Annotated in this window: 16 protein-coding genes and 1 pseudogene; 10 read left to right on the top strand and 7 right to left on the bottom strand. The window is 65.8% G+C overall.

All coding sequences use genetic code 11. From position 1 onward, the window contains the following. Positions 1 to 9: 9 nt before the first annotated feature. The gene (locus tag GFS60_RS10065; RefSeq protein ID WP_159920896.1) at positions 10 to 1,275 is read left to right on the top strand and encodes a cation:proton antiporter; all 1,266 of its coding nucleotides are present in this window, start codon (positions 10 to 12) and stop codon (positions 1,273 to 1,275) included. 18 nt (positions 1,276 to 1,293) lie between these two features. On the opposite strand, the gene GFS60_RS10070 is transcribed toward GFS60_RS10065, so the two are convergent. After that, positions 1,294 to 2,901 (bottom strand): SLC13 family permease, encoded by a 1,608-nt coding sequence (locus tag GFS60_RS10070; RefSeq protein ID WP_159920898.1) that lies wholly within the window; start codon positions 2,899 to 2,901, stop codon positions 1,294 to 1,296. Between the two features lie 245 nt (positions 2,902 to 3,146). Beyond that, entirely contained in the window at positions 3,147 to 3,527 is a 381-nt protein-coding gene (locus GFS60_RS10075; RefSeq protein ID WP_201453543.1) for an SHOCT domain-containing protein, read from the bottom strand. A gap of 195 nt (positions 3,528 to 3,722) precedes the next feature. Here GFS60_RS10075 and GFS60_RS10080 point away from each other — a divergent pair, with 195 nt between their 5' ends. The 3 genes from GFS60_RS10080 (at position 3,723) to nhaA (ending at position 6,861) form a co-directional block, all read left to right on the top strand. Next, complete coding sequence (locus GFS60_RS10080) at positions 3,723 to 4,424, top strand: alpha/beta fold hydrolase (RefSeq protein WP_159920900.1); 702 nt, start codon at positions 3,723 to 3,725, stop codon at positions 4,422 to 4,424. Between the two features lie 106 nt (positions 4,425 to 4,530). Further along, positions 4,531 to 4,971, top strand: coding sequence for an SRPBCC family protein (locus GFS60_RS10085; protein ID WP_159927032.1), 441 nt, complete (start codon positions 4,531 to 4,533; stop codon positions 4,969 to 4,971). Positions 4,972 to 4,998: 27 nt separating this feature from the next. After that, positions 4,999 to 6,861, top strand: a complete 1,863-nt coding sequence (gene nhaA, locus GFS60_RS10090) for a Na+/H+ antiporter NhaA (RefSeq protein WP_159920902.1) — start codon at positions 4,999 to 5,001, stop codon at positions 6,859 to 6,861. Positions 6,862 to 6,863: 2 nt separating this feature from the next. Here the strand turns inward: nhaA and GFS60_RS10095 are convergent, their stop codons facing one another. Then, positions 6,864 to 8,123, bottom strand: a complete 1,260-nt coding sequence (locus GFS60_RS10095; RefSeq protein ID WP_159920904.1) for a protein kinase domain-containing protein — start codon at positions 8,121 to 8,123, stop codon at positions 6,864 to 6,866. Between the two features lie 334 nt (positions 8,124 to 8,457). Here GFS60_RS10095 and GFS60_RS10100 point away from each other — a divergent pair. Then, positions 8,458 to 8,742 (top strand): annotated as a pseudogene (locus tag GFS60_RS10100) (WhiB family transcriptional regulator); the annotation flags it as partial. 111 nt (positions 8,743 to 8,853) lie between these two features. Further along, a complete protein-coding gene (locus GFS60_RS10105) occupies positions 8,854 to 9,183 on the top strand; it encodes an amphi-Trp domain-containing protein (RefSeq protein WP_159920906.1) in 330 nt (109 codons plus the stop codon). Between the two features lie 26 nt (positions 9,184 to 9,209). On the opposite strand, the gene GFS60_RS10110 is transcribed toward GFS60_RS10105, so the two are convergent. After that, a complete protein-coding gene (locus tag GFS60_RS10110) occupies positions 9,210 to 9,557 on the bottom strand; it encodes a hypothetical protein (RefSeq protein WP_159920908.1) in 348 nt (115 codons plus the stop codon). Between the two features lie 127 nt (positions 9,558 to 9,684). Between GFS60_RS10110 and GFS60_RS10115 the strand changes: the two genes are divergently transcribed. Beyond that, entirely contained in the window at positions 9,685 to 11,076 is a 1,392-nt protein-coding gene (locus tag GFS60_RS10115; protein WP_159920910.1) for a plasmid pRiA4b ORF-3 family protein, read from the top strand. A 98-nt stretch (positions 11,077 to 11,174) separates the two neighbouring features. Here the strand turns inward: GFS60_RS10115 and GFS60_RS10120 are convergent, their stop codons facing one another. Then, the gene (locus GFS60_RS10120; RefSeq protein ID WP_159920912.1) at positions 11,175 to 11,816 is read right to left on the bottom strand and encodes a hypothetical protein; all 642 of its coding nucleotides are present in this window, start codon (positions 11,814 to 11,816) and stop codon (positions 11,175 to 11,177) included. Between the two features lie 337 nt (positions 11,817 to 12,153). On the opposite strand from GFS60_RS10120, the gene GFS60_RS10125 reads away from it, so the two are divergent. From GFS60_RS10125 to GFS60_RS10135, 3 genes are all read left to right on the top strand, one after another. Next, the gene (locus GFS60_RS10125) at positions 12,154 to 13,227 is read left to right on the top strand and encodes a DNA polymerase IV (RefSeq protein WP_159920914.1); all 1,074 of its coding nucleotides are present in this window, start codon (positions 12,154 to 12,156) and stop codon (positions 13,225 to 13,227) included. Continuing rightward, positions 13,228 to 13,986 (top strand): DUF6920 family protein, encoded by a 759-nt coding sequence (locus tag GFS60_RS10130; RefSeq protein WP_236603427.1) that lies wholly within the window; start codon positions 13,228 to 13,230, stop codon positions 13,984 to 13,986. It begins immediately after the preceding gene. Between the two features lie 77 nt (positions 13,987 to 14,063). Beyond that, on the top strand, positions 14,064 to 15,416 hold the full coding sequence (locus GFS60_RS10135) for a wax ester/triacylglycerol synthase domain-containing protein (RefSeq protein WP_159920916.1): 1,353 nt from the start codon (positions 14,064 to 14,066) through the stop codon (positions 15,414 to 15,416). 38 nt (positions 15,417 to 15,454) lie between these two features. On the opposite strand, the gene GFS60_RS10140 is transcribed toward GFS60_RS10135, so the two are convergent. Together GFS60_RS10140 and GFS60_RS10145 are read right to left on the bottom strand one after the other, a co-directional pair. Then, the gene (locus tag GFS60_RS10140) at positions 15,455 to 16,105 is read right to left on the bottom strand and encodes a response regulator transcription factor (protein ID WP_159920918.1); all 651 of its coding nucleotides are present in this window, start codon (positions 16,103 to 16,105) and stop codon (positions 15,455 to 15,457) included. A gap of 100 nt (positions 16,106 to 16,205) precedes the next feature. Further along, positions 16,206 to 16,652 carry a pyridoxamine 5'-phosphate oxidase family protein gene (locus GFS60_RS10145; protein ID WP_159920920.1) on the bottom strand — a complete coding sequence of 149 codons (447 nt, stop codon included), beginning with the start codon at positions 16,650 to 16,652 and terminating at the stop codon, positions 16,206 to 16,208. Positions 16,653 to 16,817: the final 165 nt, after the last annotated feature.

Consider the following 16,817-nt stretch of genomic DNA (forward strand, 5'->3'; position numbering starts at 1 on the left):
CGGTCCGCCATGACCTGGGCACTCCCCGCAATCGCTGCGATTCTGCTCGCCTACGCGGCGGTCTCCGGCCGGACTGCGGGCACGCCGATCACCGCCCCGATCGTCTTCACCGTCGGCGGTCTGCTCCTCGGTGCAAGCACAGTGGGGCTGATCGACGTGCATCCCGCCGCCGAAACGGTGAAACTCCTCGCGGAGGTGACGCTCGCGCTCGTGCTCTTCTCCGACGCCTCCCGGGTCAACCTGTCAGCCCTCCGTGCCGAAATCGCCCTCCCAGCCCGTCTGCTGGGTATCGGCCTGCCATTGACCATCGCGACCGGTTTCGGTGCCGCCCTGCTCCTACTCGGTGATCTGGCGTGGCCCGAGGCGCTCCTGCTTGCGGTGATCCTCGCGCCGACCGACGCTGCTCTCGGCCAGGCCGTGGTCACCCTGCCGATCCTGCCGTCCCGAATACGGCAGGGTTTGAACGTCGAGAGCGGGCTCAACGACGGAATCTGCGTGCCGCTGTTCTTGATCGTGCTGGCGATTGCGCAGGCCGAGTCAGGGGCGATCGGCGGCGGCGCCGCGGCCCGGTTGGTCGCCGAGCAGATCGGTTACGGCATCGTCGCGGGAATCGGTGCCGGGGCGATAGCGGCGGCGATCCTGGTGATAGCCGGCCGCCACCGCACGATCGACCCGTTGTGGGCTCAGACCGTTCCCTTGACGGCGGCCCTGCTCGCCTACACCGTCGCCGTGCCGTTGGGCGGTTCCGGTTTCATCGCTGCGTTCGTCGGCGGACTCACCTTCAACGCCATCCGCCACCGCGCCGAGGTCAACCACGGCGATGGCGAGAGCAGTGACGGTGCCGACTCCCTCGACGAGGCCGGTGACCTGTTCAGCGCGATCACCTTCATCGTTTTCGGCGCCGTGCTGCTCGGACCCGCTCTCGGCCATCTGTCGTGGGCCGTGCTCGGCTACGCGGTCGTGAGTCTGACCGTCGTCCGGATGGTTCCCGTCGCGCTGTCGCTGGTCGGGACACGTCCGCGCGCCCCCACCGTCGCCTTCCTCGGATGGTTCGGGCCGCGCGGACTCGCGACCATCGTCTTCGTCATCCTCATCTTCGAAGAATCCGGCGAGCTGCCCCACGAGGAATTACTGCTGACCACCGCCGTCATCACCATCGGACTTTCGGTGCTTGCCCACGGACTCACTGCCGCGCCGTTGGCCGATCGCTATGCCACATGGTTCCGTCGCCACCCCCGAGGTGAGGGTCTCATGGCACCAGATCCCGGTCGATGACATGGCCGCACCGACTGATCACCCACCGCCGAGGCCGACCACGGCGATCATCAGGGGCAGGAAGACGATGATCAGAACCGCACCGACGATGTCGAAGGTGATTCCGCTTCGGATCATCGTGGTAATTCGGACGGCTCCGGAGCCGTAGACCACGGCGTTCTGCGGCGTCGAGACCGGCAGCATGAATCCGAACGATGCGGCGAATGTGGCCGCGAGCGCAGGCACGAAGGGGTTGACACCGGCCGCCAACGCCACCGGGATCACGATCGGCACCACGACCGCCGCCGACGCCGTGTTGCTCGTCGTCTCCGATACGGCGATGGCCAGCAGCACCGCGAACACGGTGATGGCGACGACGCTGGTCAGGCCTAGCGAGTCCGCGACGGATGTGCCGATCGTCTCGGCGAGTCCGGTGTCGGCGAGCAGTGAGCCGAAGATGATGCCGCTACCGAACAGCACGATCGTGCCCCAGTCGATTTCTGCTGCGTCCCGCCAGGTCAGCGTGAATTCGCGATTTCCCCAATCTGTCGGCAGCAGATAGAGCAATGCCGCTCCGAAGACCGCAACCATGCCCTCGTCGAGTCGGTCGCTGATCGTGCCGTAGAGGTCCGAGTCGTTGCCGGCGATCACCGCGACGACACCGGGCAGGATCCACAGCGTCACTGTGACTCCGAACGCGATGAGCGTGTTCTTCTCGGCACGCGACAGCGGACCCATTTCTGCACGCTGCTCCGCCAGGTAGTCGGCGACGCCTTCGATGCGCCGGATCTCCGGTTTGTTGATGCGCAGCAGGATGATGGCGAGCGCGATGAACATCAGCAGGCAGATCGGGATGGCCATCACCATCCACTGCCCGAAGCTGATCCGCTCCCCGGTGGCCTCCTCGATGAGCCCGCGTCCGATCAGGTTGGGTGGGCTTCCGACCGGTGTCAACAGGCCGCCCACGCTGGCGCTGTATGCCAACATCAGCATGATCGCGGCACCCACCCGGACCCGCAGGGGGTCGAAGTCCTCGGCCACGACGCCGCGGCGCTGCATGAGTTTCGCGATGACGCCGAGGATGCCCAGGGCGGTGGGCAGCAGCATGGCCACGGTCGCGGTGTTGGATACGAACGCCGAGAGTCCGCACGTGATCGCGCCGAACGCCACGATCACACCGGTGGTGGACTGGCCGACACGCGGCAGGGTCAGGATCCGAAACGCGAACCGCCGTGCGACGCCGTGTTTGAGCATCGCCTGGGCAAGGATGAACGCTCCGATGAACGTGAAGATCGTCGACGACCCGAACGCGGCGAGCACCTCGTCGGCCGGCGCCACGCCCAGAAACACCACGATCGCCACCCCGAGCAGCCCGCCGATCGGGATCGGCACCGCCTCGGTCACCCACAACACGATGACGCCGAGCAGCACGCCTGCCAACGTCTGCTGGTTGGGCGGTATGTCGATCGGCAGGGCGAGGAAGACGATCGTGATCAGTGGCGCGAGAAAGAGCCCGATCGTGCGGCGGCCCTTCTCGAATCGCTCCTCGGCGGGTGAGAGCTGCTGTTCGCCGAGGCTGCGATAGGTGGTGTGCCCGAGCAACGCCTTGTCGACGTCGGTGCGGTTGCCCTGGTTCTCGGTTGTCATGGTCCCTCCCCGGCACAGATCGGTACGGAAGTAGTACCCGTGAACGAGCGTGATAGTCGTGTCACGACCTGTTCTCTCGGCACGACCGAGGCCTGTGACCAGTGTCGGACCCGACCCGTCCTGGGACTACGTGTCCGGTCAACCGGCGGAGCCACCCGTGCACGAAGCGCGCCGGCACCTGCGAGTCCGCGTCGGGGTCCTCCAGATACCATGCGCGATAGCAGAATCGGAATTGGTGATATTGCTCAGCCGAGCGCCTTCGCTTTGAGAGTGTCGTACTCGGCCTGGTTGATGGTGCCCGCGTCGAGGAGTGCTTTCGCGTCGGCGATCTGCTCGGCAGCCGACTTGCCGGCCACTTCCCTGATGTAACGGTCGGTTGCCTGCCTCGCCGAGTTGTGTGCCTCGAGTTGCCTTTCCGCAATCCCGCGACCGCGGGCGATGAGATACACGAACGCGGTGATGTACGGCAGCACGATCAGAAAAATGATCCAGAGAGTTTTCGTGAATCCGGACATAGCGCGATCGCGGAACAGGTCACCGAAAATCTGGAACAGAATCATCAGGTAAGCGACGAACGCGAACACGACCACCGTGTACCACAGGAAGTCCCAGAATGAGTCCATCATGAGTTAGCTCCTTCGCACTTGTGGACTGCGCTGGTGTGCAGCCCGAAACGTGCACCACTTACCTGGTCAGCATCGTCCTTCGTGCCCGCGATTGTGCGCAGTTCCGCATAACGGGCAGCACGACGCACGCCGACATCGGGTTGCTCCTGCGACCGCACCGTGGTGTGCTTCTGCTCGTGGAAGGGAGACGATGAGATGGCCGTGACTTTCGTCTTGTTGCCCGGCGCCGGATCCGACTCGTGGTACTGGCACCGAGTCGTGCCCATTCTGACCAGCCACGGGCACGCCGCCATCACCGTCGACCTGCCGTACAGCGACGAGAGCGCAGGTCAATACGAGTTCGCCGACGTCGTCGTCAAGGCGTTCCGCGACGTCGAGGGTCCCGTCGTGTTGGTCGCGCAGTCGATGTCGGCGTTCACCGCGGCGATCGTGTGTGAACGAACCGACGTCGACGTCGATCTGCTGGTCCTGGTAGCTCCGATGCTTCCGGCGCCCGGGGAGTCGGCGGGCGAGTGGTGGGCGAATACCGGGCAGTCCGCGGCGCAGCGTGCGTTCGCGGTCAGCGAGGGACGTGACCCGGCTGCCACCAACGATCTGCGGGAACTGTTCTTCCACGATGTGCCGGAAGAGCTCATCGAGGAAGCGTTCCAGGCCGAAGAGGTCGCCATGTCGGACACTCCGTTCGAGACGGTATGGCGGGCGGAGGAGTGGCCGCACGTGAAGACCCGTGTGATCGCGGGCAGTCGAGACCGCCTCTTCCCGGTCGACTTCATGAAACGGATCGTGCGGGAGCGTCTGGGCATTGCACCCGACGTGATCGATGCGGGACACCTGATCGCCTTGGCCCGACCCCGGGAACTGGCCGCGGCGCTCGAGGGCTACGTCGAGGGCCTCTGATCGTCACGGTGACCGTCGCCGAGCGCCGACCCCTGAACCGCGGTTAGTCTGCCGAGAACGGCGCAATCCGTTCCCGAGGTCCGAACACATGGAGGTGCGAGACACGATGTCGTTGTCGGTATCAGGCGAGTTCGAGATCGAAGCAGCCCCCGAACAGGTCATGCGTGCCCTTGTCGATGTCGAACGGATCCCCGAGTGGTCGGCGGTGCACAAGGAAGTCATCGTGGAGTCGCGGTTCGAGGACGGACGACCGCGGACCGTGCGGATGACACTCTCGGTGCTCGGTGTCTCGGACACCCAGTTGGCCGAGCACAAGTGGATCGACGACGAGCAGATGTCCTGGGTTCTCGTCGAGAGCGACAAGCAGCGGAGTCAGGAAGGCGAGTACCGCCTCACGCCCACGTCGCGCGGCACCTCTGTGCGGGTCACGATGTCGGTCGACCCGAAGATCCGGTTGCCCCAGGCGGTGCTGCGGCAGGGGCAGAAGCAGGCGATCCGGACCATCCGCAAGGGCCTGACGAAGTTTGTCGTCGACAACTACGTGTGATCAGCACGAGCGTGAGCGAGGGGACAGATGGCGGTCGAGGACAATCCCACACGCCTGGGGCGGTTGTCGGCACGACTTGCCGGAATTCGTGACGGCACCGACGACGACACGTTGTCGGCCGGCTTCCTGCTCGTGGCCACCGTTCTGGCGTTGGTGTGGGCGAACATCGGGACCACGTACGAGTCGTTCTGGCACACGCCGATCACCATTCAGGTCGGGGATTACGGAATCAGTCTCGACCTGAAGCACTGGGTCAACGACGCATTGATGACGCTGTTCTTCTTCGTCGTCGGCCTCGAGGTGAAGCGGGAACTCACTATCGGTGAACTCACCGACAGAGCCCGTGCCGCAGTGCCTCTGGTCGCCGCCATCGCCGGTCTGGCGTTGCCGGCCGCGCTGTTCCTCGTCCTCAACCCGAGCGGCGACGAGGCCGCCGCGTGGGGTGTGGTGGTGTCGACGGACACGGCGTTCGTGCTGGGTGCGCTGGCGCTCGTCGGACCGAGGTGCCCTGCGCGACTCCGCGTGTTCATCCTCACCCTCGCGGTTGCCGACGACATCGGCGCGCTCGCCATCATCGCCTTCTTCTACACCGACAATCTGCGGCTCGGTCCGTTGGTGCTCGGCGCGGTGGGACTACTGCTGATCATGCAGTTGCGTCGACTGGAGGTGTGGCGTGGAGTCGCCTACTTCATCGTCGCGGCCGGTACGTGGGTGGCCTTCTACGAATCCGGTGTCCATCCCACGCTCGTGGGCGTGCTGATCGCCCTGATCCTTCCCGTGTATCCGCCCAGGCGTCGCGAGGTGGAGCGGGCGGGCGAACTCACTCGCGCGTTTCGGCAATCACCGAACTCGGAGTACGCCCGGGCCGCCCAGCTCGGCGTCCTCCGGGCTGTCTCCGTCAACGAGCGGCTCCTGCGGTTCTATCAGCCGTACACCGCCTTCCTCGTGGTGCCGATTTTCGCGCTGGCCAATGCCGGCGTGGTCGTCACCGGGCAGACCCTCGCCGACGCTGTGAGGTCGCCGCTCGCCTGGGGCATCGTGCTCGGCCTCGTGGTCGGCAAGTTCGTCGGCATTACCGCCTCCACCGCACTCTTCTCGAGAATGCGGCCGGGCAGCCTGCCACCCGGACTCAACTTGTCCCAGATCAGCGGCGGCAGCGCGCTGGCGGGCATCGGCTTCACGATCTCACTGTTCATCGTCGATCTCGCCATCGAATCGCCTGTCCTGGCGAACGATGCCCGTGTCGGCGTCCTGACGGCAGCGGTGATCGCGACCGTCCTCGGGTGGGCGCTGTTCCGGTTCTCGGACTGGCGCACGCCGCCGACCGAGGCGATCGGAACCACCCTTCTGCGGCCGGTGCAGCCGGGGCGTGATCACCTACGGGGACCGGTAGACGCACCGCTCACCTTGGTGGAGTACGGCGACTTCGAGTGCCCGTTCTGCACCAAGGCCACCGGCAGCATCCGTGACGTGCGCGCGCATTTCGGTGATGCGCTGCGCTACGTGTTCCGGCATCTGCCTCTCGACGAGGTGCATCCGCATGCGCGTTTCGCTGCCCACGCCGCGGAGGCAGCCGACCGGCAGGGCCGGTTCTGGGAGATGCACGATCACCTGTTCGCCAACAGCGATGCCCTCGATGAGGACGAAATCTACGGGTATGCGGCGGAACTCGGCTTGGACATGAACCGGTTCGAGGAGGAACTGCGGACCGGTGAGTACCTCCACCGCGTCGACGACGACGAACTCGACGCCCAGACCAGTGACTTCCGGCAGACACCGACGTTCTATCTCGGAGCCACGGGCGCCGACCTCACCCGGCACACCGGACCTTTCGACGCAGCGACGCTTATTCGCCGGCTCGAAGAGGCACGGGACGCGCAAGGCGACTGATCTCAGTTTCCGCCGCGCCCGTTTTCCTTCTCCTTCTCCTTGTCCTTGTTATTTCCGTTCCCGCCGTTGTTTCCATTCCCATTCCCACTGTTGCCGTTCGGGTTCGGCGGTTCGGGGTTCTGTACCGGTGGGACAGGAACGGGAACGCCGACCGACACAGGTGGTGCAACCGGAAGTTCTTCGGTGCCGGTGGGCGTCGGCATGGGTGTAGGAGCCTGACTCGACGTTGCCGGTGCCACAGCGGGACTTCCGCCACCGTCGTTATCGCGCGAGGCGATCGCCAGGGCGCCCACGATCACTGCTACCACGACAGCGGCGATCGCTGCCAGGATCAGCCCCGTCTTGCGTGGCCGCCGGGGATCGGTCGGGGGGAGTGGGGCCGCGGACAGAGTGGCGGGCGCGAACGCCATGGTTCGAGGTGGCGCACCCATCGGAGGGGGTGCCGTGACCCGCCCCGCATTGCCCAGAATCGCGTTGCGCATGGCCGCGGCGTCGCCGAATCGGTGCGCAGGATCGTGCGCCATCGCCTTCTCGACGGTGGACGCCAACTCGGGGTCGACGTCGGGTCGCATTTCGGTCAGCGGGGGAGCGCCGCCTGCCAGGATCGCGCGGGCCAACGACAGAATGTTCTCGCCGGCGAACGGGCGGCGTCCTGCGAGAGCCTCGTATCCGACAACACCGACCGCATAGAGGTCGTCGGCGACCGTCGCCGGTTTCTCCGCGATGCGACTCGGGCTCAGGTACGCGACGGTGCCCAGCACCTGACCCGTCGTGGTGTGGCCACTGTCTGCACTCTTCGCGATGCCGAAGTCGGCGACCTTCACGACACCAGTGCTACTGAACAGCACATTGGCCGGTTTGATGTCGCGGTGCAAAATCCCGCAGTCGTGGGCAGCGCCGACGGCGGCGAGTATGTCGGCGAGAATCGCGCGTGCTCGGGCCTCCGGAAGTGGTCCGCGGGCGATGTCGTCGGCGAGGGTGCGGCCGGGGAGGCGTTCCATCACGATGTACGGAACACCGCCGTCCTCGCCGCAGTCGTGAACGGCCACCACGTTCGGGTGGTTCAACGTGGCGGCCACCCGGGCCTCCACCTCGAACCGTCGCCGGATATCGGGAATGGACGCGTACTCGGGACGCAGCACCTTGACGGCGACCGGCCGCCCGAGCCGCAGGTCCCAGCCGTCGTGGACATCGGCCATCCCGCCTCGGCCCAGCACTGCGCGCAGCTCGTACCGAGCTGCGAGAGTCTGGGGCGCCGACATACCTTTCACGCTAGCGCCAGCAGTCCCTTCGCGGCCAATGGAGCTGTTGGCGGAGAGCGCTGGTAGTCGGCGCCATCCGCGAGGTCGTCACACAGGCCCCGGCAATTAGCTGTATCTGTCTCCCTTGGACCGGCTTGGTGCCTAGGCAGGACTAGGGGAAGCTCCTGTGTTCACTGTCCCGCCGTTCGGGGAGTCTGAAGTGACGACGGGCAACGTCGGCGGCCACGGGCAGACCACCCGCCGGTTGCCGCCTGCAACGACTGCACCGCCGACACAGCAGAAAGGACTTCTCGTGCCTACCGACACCTCAGTAGTTCCCGGACGAGGCCTTTCGTTGATCAGTTCCGCCACGCGTGAGGAGACCGTCACCCTCGTTCCCGGTGACTGGCAGCTGCGTGCGGCGTGCCGTGGCGCCGATCCGGCGGTGTTCTATTCGCCCGACGGCGAACGCGGTTCGGCTCGCGTCCTGCGCGAAGCGAAGGCTCGGCAGATCTGCAGGCCCTGCCCCGTGCTCGCGCCGTGCCGCGAGCACGCTCTGGCGGCGGGTGAAACCTACGGCGTGTGGGGTGGCTTGACCGAGGCGGATCGAAGAAAGCGCACCCACCGACTTCGCCGCGGCGAGCCGGCCACTCGGCTCGACCCATTCGGTCCCGGTGGCGGCCGTTCGAGCAACGTCGACTCGCCCCGACAGTTACGGTGAGAACACACTGTGCCGAGGTCAGGAGTCGTCGTGCCCAAGTTGGAGATCAAGCGGACGTCCGAGCTCACCCGGAAGGAGGTGTCCGACAGGCTAATCGCGCTCGGACAGGCCCTCGCGAGTGGCTCCGAGGTGGAGCTGGGATCGGGTGGCGACTCGATCACCATCGATGTTGCCGACCAGGTTCGCTGGGAGCTGGAGATCGAGGTCGAAGGTGACCAGATCGAGTTGGAGATCGAAATAAGTTGGCGCGATGGCCCGTCCGGTAACGAGGAGGTCGAGGAGACGCCATCGGAATCGGAGACTGAGGTCCCGGCCAAGCCGGCACGTCGTGGGCGACCGCGCAAAGTAACCGCCAAGTGATCTGCCTGCGCATGCCGGTCAGTTACTCACCGTCGCCGTAGATCGGGCCACGGCGGACGGCGCAAAACGGCCAACGTGGCGATCACCGCCGACGCCAACCCGATGAACTCACCGAGTAGCGCGATGCGCGTGGAATCGACGGCCGGCTGCCACCACACCCGGCCGGCGTGGATGACGAACACCCCGACCGGTGACGCCGTGAGATCACCGCCCCGCCTGGTCTCTCGTCCGCTCGGCTTGCCGAGGCGAAACCCGCGGTGAACCCGCGCGACGGTGATGACCGTGGAACCGTCCGCCGTCTCATAGGGCTCACCGAAGACGCGCGGCGCCCCGGCATCGTCCTGCCGAAGGTCCACGACTTTCCGAACTTCCATTTCGCTCTCCACACGGTCCCGGGATGCCGACGAACTTCACCATCGTCACACGCCTCGGTGTCCCAGATGCCGGATTGGACTCGCCAGCGTTGTCGCGGCTGTCCGGAGCTGGCCCTACCATGACCCCATGGCAGCTTCGGGCTCACGCAGACACCTCTCCGTCGTTCCCGACCAACCGGTCATCGACCGGCCTTCGCAGCGCTCGGGACGACTCGACGTCGTGAGCTACCAGCTGCGCATCGAGCTCGACGACGTGTCGCCCACCATCTGGCGGCAGTTCGTCGTCCCGTCGAATCTGCGGCTCAACCAGCTGCATCCGGTGCTGCAGACGGTGATGGGGTGGTACGACAGCCACCTGCACGTGTGGGTCGGTGGGGAGCCGCCCGCATCCGAGCGGTACGAGATGCAGGAGAGCATCGACGAGGGTTTCGCCGACGAGGACGACGAGTTGTGTGAGGACGACATCCGGCTGGACCAGGTGCTGGTGCAGCCGGGCGACCAGTTGTCGTATGCCTACGACTTCGGGGACGGCTGGGACCATACGATTGTCCTGGAGCAGATCAGGGCCGGCGATCCTGAGCCGAAAACGCAGTGCCTCGCCGGTGCCCGGGCGTGCCCTCCCGAGAATTCGGGCGGTCCCGGTGGATACGCCAATCTGTTGAGGGTGCTGGCCGACCCGAGTCATCCCGAGCACCACGACGCGAGCGAGTGGGTGGGTTCGGGATTCTCGCCCGAGTCTTTCGACCCCGCAGTCGTCAATGCGAGTCTGGGAGGACATGAGGCGGTCCGGGCGCACGGTCCGGTGTCGGACTCGGCATTCGCCGAGTTGCTCCGCCACATGCCGCCCCGCGCTGCGCCGCAGGTCTATTCGATGCTCGAACGTGCCCACCTGACTCAACGATCGGGTGACTACCTGGTCGCGCAGGAGGCGGTGACACTGCACCTGCGCTGGTTCCTGCAGCGCATCGGACCCGACGGCATCACCCTGACGAAGGCCGGTCACCTTCCGCCGGCCGTGGTGGCCGAGGCCCGGGAACTACCGGGATTCGACGGCTGGCCGTCGACTAATAACCGCGAAAACGACCAGCGGCCGGTGCACCTGCTGCACATGTACACGAAGACACTCGGGCTGGCGCGCAAGTACAAGGGCAAGCTGGTGCAGACCAAGTTGGGGGCCGAGTTTGCGGGCAACGCGCGCGGAATGTGGAGCCACCTCCTCAACAGGCTGCCACTCGGCGCCGACCGGGTGGAGCGGGAGGCCGGATACCTGGTGCTCCTCGCCCTCGCCGCCGGTGCGTCACCGAAGGAACGCCAGAGCGTGGTCGCCGAGGGACTCGCGGCCCTCGGGTGGCGGGCGAGCGACAAAACCGTGGTCGAGGGTCTGGAGGCCTACTGGATCGCTCGGCCCACCATCGAATTCCTCAAGCTCACCGGTGCGATCGGTGAAGGTTACGGCGTGCACGACACCAGCGACCCGGAGTGGGGTCGACTCCTCGCGCGCATGGTGTTGTCGATGTGAGGTGGCGGCTCAGACAACGAGGGGGACCTGGAACCCGCCTCGTGACGGAGTGATCCTGCCAGTCTGGCGTCGTTGATCGCTGACTTCTGCGAAATCGATCACTCGATCGCTTGGCAGTCCGGTGGATCGAGGGCGAGTGCAGTGTCGGCTGGCGAGAACCTGGTGCTGATACGTACGTGGTCGACCGAATGCTGCTGCCCCAATAAGGAATAGGGTTCGTAGGGTCCGAACTCGACGTCGAGTGAACGTAGCGCACCCTCGTCGGTGAGCTCGACGGCAATGGGGCCACCCAGTCGCCCAAGAATCCAACGATCTCCCCAGACCCGGTCCGGTGTGTCCACGAACTCATCTTCCGGCTGTGTGGCCGAGGGCGTGAGTTCGACCTCGAAGGTATCGAGTGCTGGATCGATCATTCGGGCCTGTTTGATTTCGCCGCGCAGGCTCTCGACGACTGCTCCAGTGACCCGCAGCGCTTCTTCGACACTTATGGTGTCGGTGAAGTAGCCAACCGGCGCGTGGGGGTTCATCCAACAGCGCTGCCCGGCGGCACCGATGGATCCACCGACAGTCTCGCTCACCGTGTTTTCTGCGCCCTCCCCACCAAGCCCGATCACCGTCCCGATCTCGAACTCCGCGTGGGGCTGCGTCTCACCGACCTCGAACCGGAATCGACCCTCGGATAGGGCGATGCGGCCTTCGCCTGCCCAACGCGCATCCGCACTCTCGGCCCCTACTGACACCGTGAGCACCTCTGCGACAAATGCGTCGTTCGCCGCCGCCCGTACGAGTGACTCGGGCGCGACCCCTCCTCCGGGTGGCGTCGGCGTGTTATCGGAGCAGCCAACTGTCAGCACTGCAGTGATCATGCACAGGACGCTTACTGCGAGGGTTCTCATGCCGCTATTTTCCGGCCAACTCGACATGCACGGCATCCCTTCGCTCGACTAACGCCCGTGGGTGCCCTGCCACATGTCGCCTGTGCGGGGGGATCGAGGCAAAGCTTATCGCGACACCGTCCAGTAGCTTCCGCGTCGCGTTTCGAGGTGCAGGCTCGGTCGATTCCGGCACACTGATTCCATGACCACGCCGCCGCACCGCAGGTGGGTGCTGCATGTCGATCTCGACCAGTTCATCGCGGCGGTGGAGGTGCTGCGCCGGCCCGAGCTGCGGGGCAAGCCCGTGGTGGTCGGTGGACGCGGCGACCCCACCGAACGCGGAGTGGTGTCGACGGCGTCGTATGAGGCCCGCGAGTTCGGGGTGGGGTCCGGGATGCCGTTGCGGACCGCGGCCCGCAAGATCCCCGACGCCGTGTTCCTGCCCGTCGACGCCGAGGCCTACACCGAGGTATCCGCGGTGGTGATGGATACGTTGCGGAAGATGGACGCCGTGGTGGAGGTGATGGGCTGGGACGAGGCATTTCTCGGTGTGGAAACCGAGGATCCCGAAGGGTTCGCCCGCGCCATTCAGGCGGCGGTGCTCGAGGCGACCGGACTGCATTGCTCAGTGGGGATCGGCGACAACAAGTTACGTGCCAAGATCGCGACCGGATTCGGGAAGCCGCAGGGCATCTTCCGTCTGACGGGTGCGAACTGGTTCGACGTCATGGGGGAGCGGGACACCCGCTCGCTGTGGGGGATCGGCAGCAAGACCGCGAAAAAGCTTGCCGCCCTGGGATTGAACACGGTGAGCGAGTTGGCGGCGGCCGCGGATGAGGACCTCGCAGCAACGTTCGGACCGACCATGGGACCGTGGTACGGCAGGATCGGCCGCGGCATCGACCGTTCCCCTGTGACCGCCGACCCATGGGTTGCCCGCTCCCACAGTCGTGAGACGACTTTTCAGCAGAACCTCGCCGACTGGTCCGCCGTCACAGAGGAGATTCGCCGTCTCGCCGTGCGGGTGCGGGAAGACATTGTGGCAGAGAATCGTCCGGCCGTGCGCGTCGCGTTGAAGGTGCGCTACGCGCCGTTCATCACCCGCACCACCAGCAAGGCGCTGCCGGAACCGACGTTCGACGTCGACATCATCTGCGACGCCGCCGCGGCCCTGGTCGACCGGTTCGACCACGACCGCGAAGTGCGCCTCCTCGGCGTGCGGTTGGAGATGACACCGCCCACAAGGACGATCACCACCCGTATGGAGGGGCATTGAATGTCTGAGCCGTTGTCCGTTCCTCGGGCCGCCCGCCACGTGAGGGGGCAGTGGACGAGCTTGGCGAATGTGTATGGGACCGGGGAACAGTTTCATGCCACACTCGCCGAGGATCTTCCACTCGTGGCCCGCCGGTGGATCGTCCGTGCCGTCGCCGAGAACTCGCCGCTTGCTCGGGCGGTACAACTCGAGATGCGTGGACAGATCCGGCTCGGAGAGTGGCGGCACTTTACCGCCACCCAGCTCATCGCCCCGGGGGAAGGGTTTATCTGGGCCGCTACGGCGAAGGTTGGGGGTTTGCCGATTATGGGTTACGACCGTTTCACCAGCGGTAGCGGTGAGATGCGGTGGCGACTCGGCGGACTGATCCCCGTGATGTCCGCCCGTGGTCGTGATGTCACCGCCAGTGCGGCCGGACGCCTCGCCGGGGAGAGTATCTTCGTGCCGACCGCATTTCCCCTGGCACGCTGGACCGGCGACAGGAACGATGTCTCGGCGACGTGGACCGTGGCTGGTCGCGAGGAAACCGTGCACCTGAACATTGCCGACGACGGCACCCTGCGCGGTGTGCGGATGCAGCGGTGGGGCAATCCCGAAGGGCAGGGGTTCGGCCGCTATCAGTTCACCGTGGCCGTTGAGTCCGAGCGCACATTCGCCGGTATCACCATCCCGGCGCGCCTGCGCGCGGGATGGGACACCGGCGACGCGTCGACCGGCGAATTCTTTCGCGCCGAGATCACCGACGCCCACTTCCGCTGACGCCACAGCCGCACGTCGCGTTGGGTGCAACTGTGCAAGCCTGCATGCGGAGGGAACATGTCTGGCATCCTCGGATCATGGCGGAACAGCGCAGAATTGAGCGCCTAGGCCCGAGCGACCTGACGGAACTCGCCTCAGACGTCGGGCCGGTGCCCATGAATGTCGGTGCCGTACTCTTCCTCGTCGGTGATGGGACAGCCGGTGACGGGACAGTGGATTCGGCGACTATCGAGGCCACCCTCACGAAGCGGATCAGCGGGATTCGCCGGTTGCGGCAATGCCTGGTCGACCCGCCACCGGGCCTGGGCCGGCCGTACTGGGCCGACGACGAACACTATGACGTCGGTGCCCATTTCGCACGGGTGCGCTGCCCGGTTCCAGGCGACCGCGACACCGCTCTGGCGATCGCGGTGGACGCAGTCATTCAGCCGCTGCCTCGCTCACGGCCGCTGTGGAGAGCGATCATCATCACGGACCTTGCAGGCGATTGCGGATCCGTCGGCCTGGTGATGGTGCTGCACCATGTTCTCGCCGACGGAATCGGTGGCCTGGCGATCTTGGCGCATCTGGTCGATGGCATGGCCGCGGCGGGATCGGTGGACGAGATCCCCACTTCGTCCCCGCCACCACGGCCGATGGAGCTTCTCGCCGACTGCGCCGTCGAACGCCTCCGCGCGCTGCGGCGATTCCCGGGAGCCGTGGCAGGCGTGCGCGGAGGCTGGAATGAGCTCGGGCACAGTATCGGTCGCCCCGCACCCCGCTGTTCCCTGAATGTGCCAACCGGGCCGCGCCGCAGGGTGACGACGGTGGAGACCGACCTCCGCACTCTTCGGGAAGCAGGGCGGAGTTCCGGGGCAACCGTCAACGATGTCCTCCTTGCCGCGATCACGGGTGCCCTCGCCGTACTCCTGCACCGACGGGGCGAGTTTCCGCAGGAGCTTGTGGTCTCGGTACCGGTCTCTGCCCGACGGTCGACAACGAGCGGGCACCTCGGGAATCAGGTGGGGGTGATGCCGGTCCGGGTACCGCTGGCGGGAGGTTCGGCGGAGCGGTTAACCGCCATTTCAGGCATTACCCGTGTCCAGAAAAGGAGAACCCGTGGTACGTCAGCGGCACTGATCGGGCCCCTTTTCCGGTTTCTGGCAGCTGTGAAGCTGTTTCGGTGGTTCGTCGACCGTCAACGGCTCGTCAACTCGTTCTTGTCCAACCTGCCAGGGCCGCCGTCCCCACTGGCCATCGCCGGGCTTCCGATCGCGTCGATGGTGCCGATTACCGTCACTGCGGGAAATGTCGGTGTCGCGTTCGCGGCACTGTCGTATGCCGGCACACTCACGGTCACGATCATCGCCGACCCCGATGTGGTACCCGAGATCGACGACCTCGCCGCAGCCCTGCACGAACAATTCCAGGTGATCGACGAGGAAGGTTAGCTGGCTCCCGCCGCAGCCGGGACTGGGATGATGCGACGTCAACGCGGCTTGGTGCGGGTGCGCGGAAGTTTGGTGGCGATGACGGCGGCCTGAGTGCGGCGTTCGACGCCGAGCTTGCTCAACAACCGGGAGACGTAATTCTTCACGGTCTTCTCCGCGAGGAACATGCGCTCCGCGATCTGCCGGTTGGTCAATCCTTCGCCCAGAAGGGTCAGGAGTGTGCGTTCCTGATTGGTCAGTCCGGCGACCAGTCCTTCTTCGACGCTGGGTTTTGCCCGCAGTTTTTCCATCAGGGCGGCGGCCGCGCGGTTGTCGAGCAGCGACTTCCCGGCACCGATTTCGCGGACGGCGTGGGCCAGTTCGGTGCCGCGGATGTCTTTGAGGGCGTATCCGCTGGCACCGGCAAGGATGGCGTCGAGCATGGCCTGTTCGTCCGCGAAGGAGGTCAACATCAAGCACCGCAGGTCGGGCAGCTGGGAGAGGAGGTCGCGGCACAGTTCGATGCCGTTGCCGTCGGGCAGCCGCACGTCGAGGACGGCGACGTCGGGTTGTACTGCGGGAATTCGTGCAAGAGCCTCGGCGCAGTTTCCGGCCTCGCCGATGATGCTCAGTTCCGGATCGGTGGAGAGCAGATTCGCGATACCCCGGCGCACGACCTCGTGATCATCGACGAGGAAGACTGTGATCATGCGGCTCAGAACTCCATTTCCGGTGGTCAGCGCCCTGCCTGACAGGGTACGTGATGAGGCGGACGCGCAATTGCTGTCTCGAAAATCATCGCGATGGGTGTCAGCGGAGATCACCTGCCGGGCGGAGCAGCGTGGTGCGGTGCCCGCTGATCTGTTCGATGTCGATCACGAGGTAGCGGTCGTCACGCGAGCTGCTCCACGGTATGCGGGCCGGATCGGCGAACCCGATCAACCCGTCGGTGCCGGACAGTAGCCGTGACCTGCCCATTGCCAGAACACTCCAGCCGGTGCGGGTGGCCGGGTCGATGGTCCCCGCCTCGAATGCGAGCACAACCCGGTCGAAGCGGTCGAACCACGGGTTGTTGCCGGTGGGGATGACGAGATCGCCGTCGAGGGCGGCGAACGTGACCGGCCGCACCGCGGGCAGGGCGTCCTCGGTGTAGACAAGCCGGCCGGTCGGAACCGAGCGCAGCAACTTTCGGCATTCGGCAGTGGGGAGCGGACCGTCCGATCGCGCGGTCACCACGGGTGGCTTTTCCTGATACATGACTGCTTCTTCCGCGGGGAGAGTACCGACCCCACCAGCATCGGGCCCCGTCCTAGGGGTGCAACAGAGGACAAAGTCGTCACTGTCCTGATCGATCGGGAGAACCGCCCTGCCGGATTCGGTGGGCGTGGTGTGATGGATGAGTGTCGATACTTGGCAAGTAGG

It is taken from the genome of Rhodococcus sp. WAY2 (genome assembly GCF_009859915.1).
Classification (GTDB): Bacteria; Actinomycetota; Actinomycetes; order Mycobacteriales; family Mycobacteriaceae; genus Rhodococcus_F; species Rhodococcus_F oxybenzonivorans.

Coding starts and splice junctions, on each gene's coding strand:
- GFS60_RS10065 (WP_159920896.1), top strand. CDS start 10: ATGACCTGGGCACTCCCCGCAATCGCTGCGATTCTGCTCGCCTACGCG.
- GFS60_RS10070 (WP_159920898.1), bottom strand. CDS start 2,901: ATGACAACCGAGAACCAGGGCAACCGCACCGACGTCGACAAGGCGTTG.
- GFS60_RS10075 (WP_201453543.1), bottom strand. CDS start 3,527: ATGATGGACTCATTCTGGGACTTCCTGTGGTACACGGTGGTCGTGTTC.
- GFS60_RS10080 (WP_159920900.1), top strand. CDS start 3,723: ATGGCCGTGACTTTCGTCTTGTTGCCCGGCGCCGGATCCGACTCGTGG.
- GFS60_RS10085 (WP_159927032.1), top strand. CDS start 4,531: ATGTCGTTGTCGGTATCAGGCGAGTTCGAGATCGAAGCAGCCCCCGAA.
- nhaA (WP_159920902.1), top strand. CDS start 4,999: ATGGCGGTCGAGGACAATCCCACACGCCTGGGGCGGTTGTCGGCACGA.
- GFS60_RS10095 (WP_159920904.1), bottom strand. CDS start 8,123: ATGTCGGCGCCCCAGACTCTCGCAGCTCGGTACGAGCTGCGCGCAGTG.
- GFS60_RS10110 (WP_159920908.1), bottom strand. CDS start 9,557: ATGGAAGTTCGGAAAGTCGTGGACCTTCGGCAGGACGATGCCGGGGCG.
- GFS60_RS10115 (WP_159920910.1), top strand. CDS start 9,685: ATGGCAGCTTCGGGCTCACGCAGACACCTCTCCGTCGTTCCCGACCAA.
- GFS60_RS10125 (WP_159920914.1), top strand. CDS start 12,154: ATGACCACGCCGCCGCACCGCAGGTGGGTGCTGCATGTCGATCTCGAC.
- GFS60_RS10130 (WP_236603427.1), top strand. CDS start 13,228: ATGTCTGAGCCGTTGTCCGTTCCTCGGGCCGCCCGCCACGTGAGGGGG.
- GFS60_RS10135 (WP_159920916.1), top strand. CDS start 14,064: ATGGCGGAACAGCGCAGAATTGAGCGCCTAGGCCCGAGCGACCTGACG.
- GFS60_RS10140 (WP_159920918.1), bottom strand. CDS start 16,105: ATGATCACAGTCTTCCTCGTCGATGATCACGAGGTCGTGCGCCGGGGT.
- GFS60_RS10145 (WP_159920920.1), bottom strand. CDS start 16,652: ATGTATCAGGAAAAGCCACCCGTGGTGACCGCGCGATCGGACGGTCCG.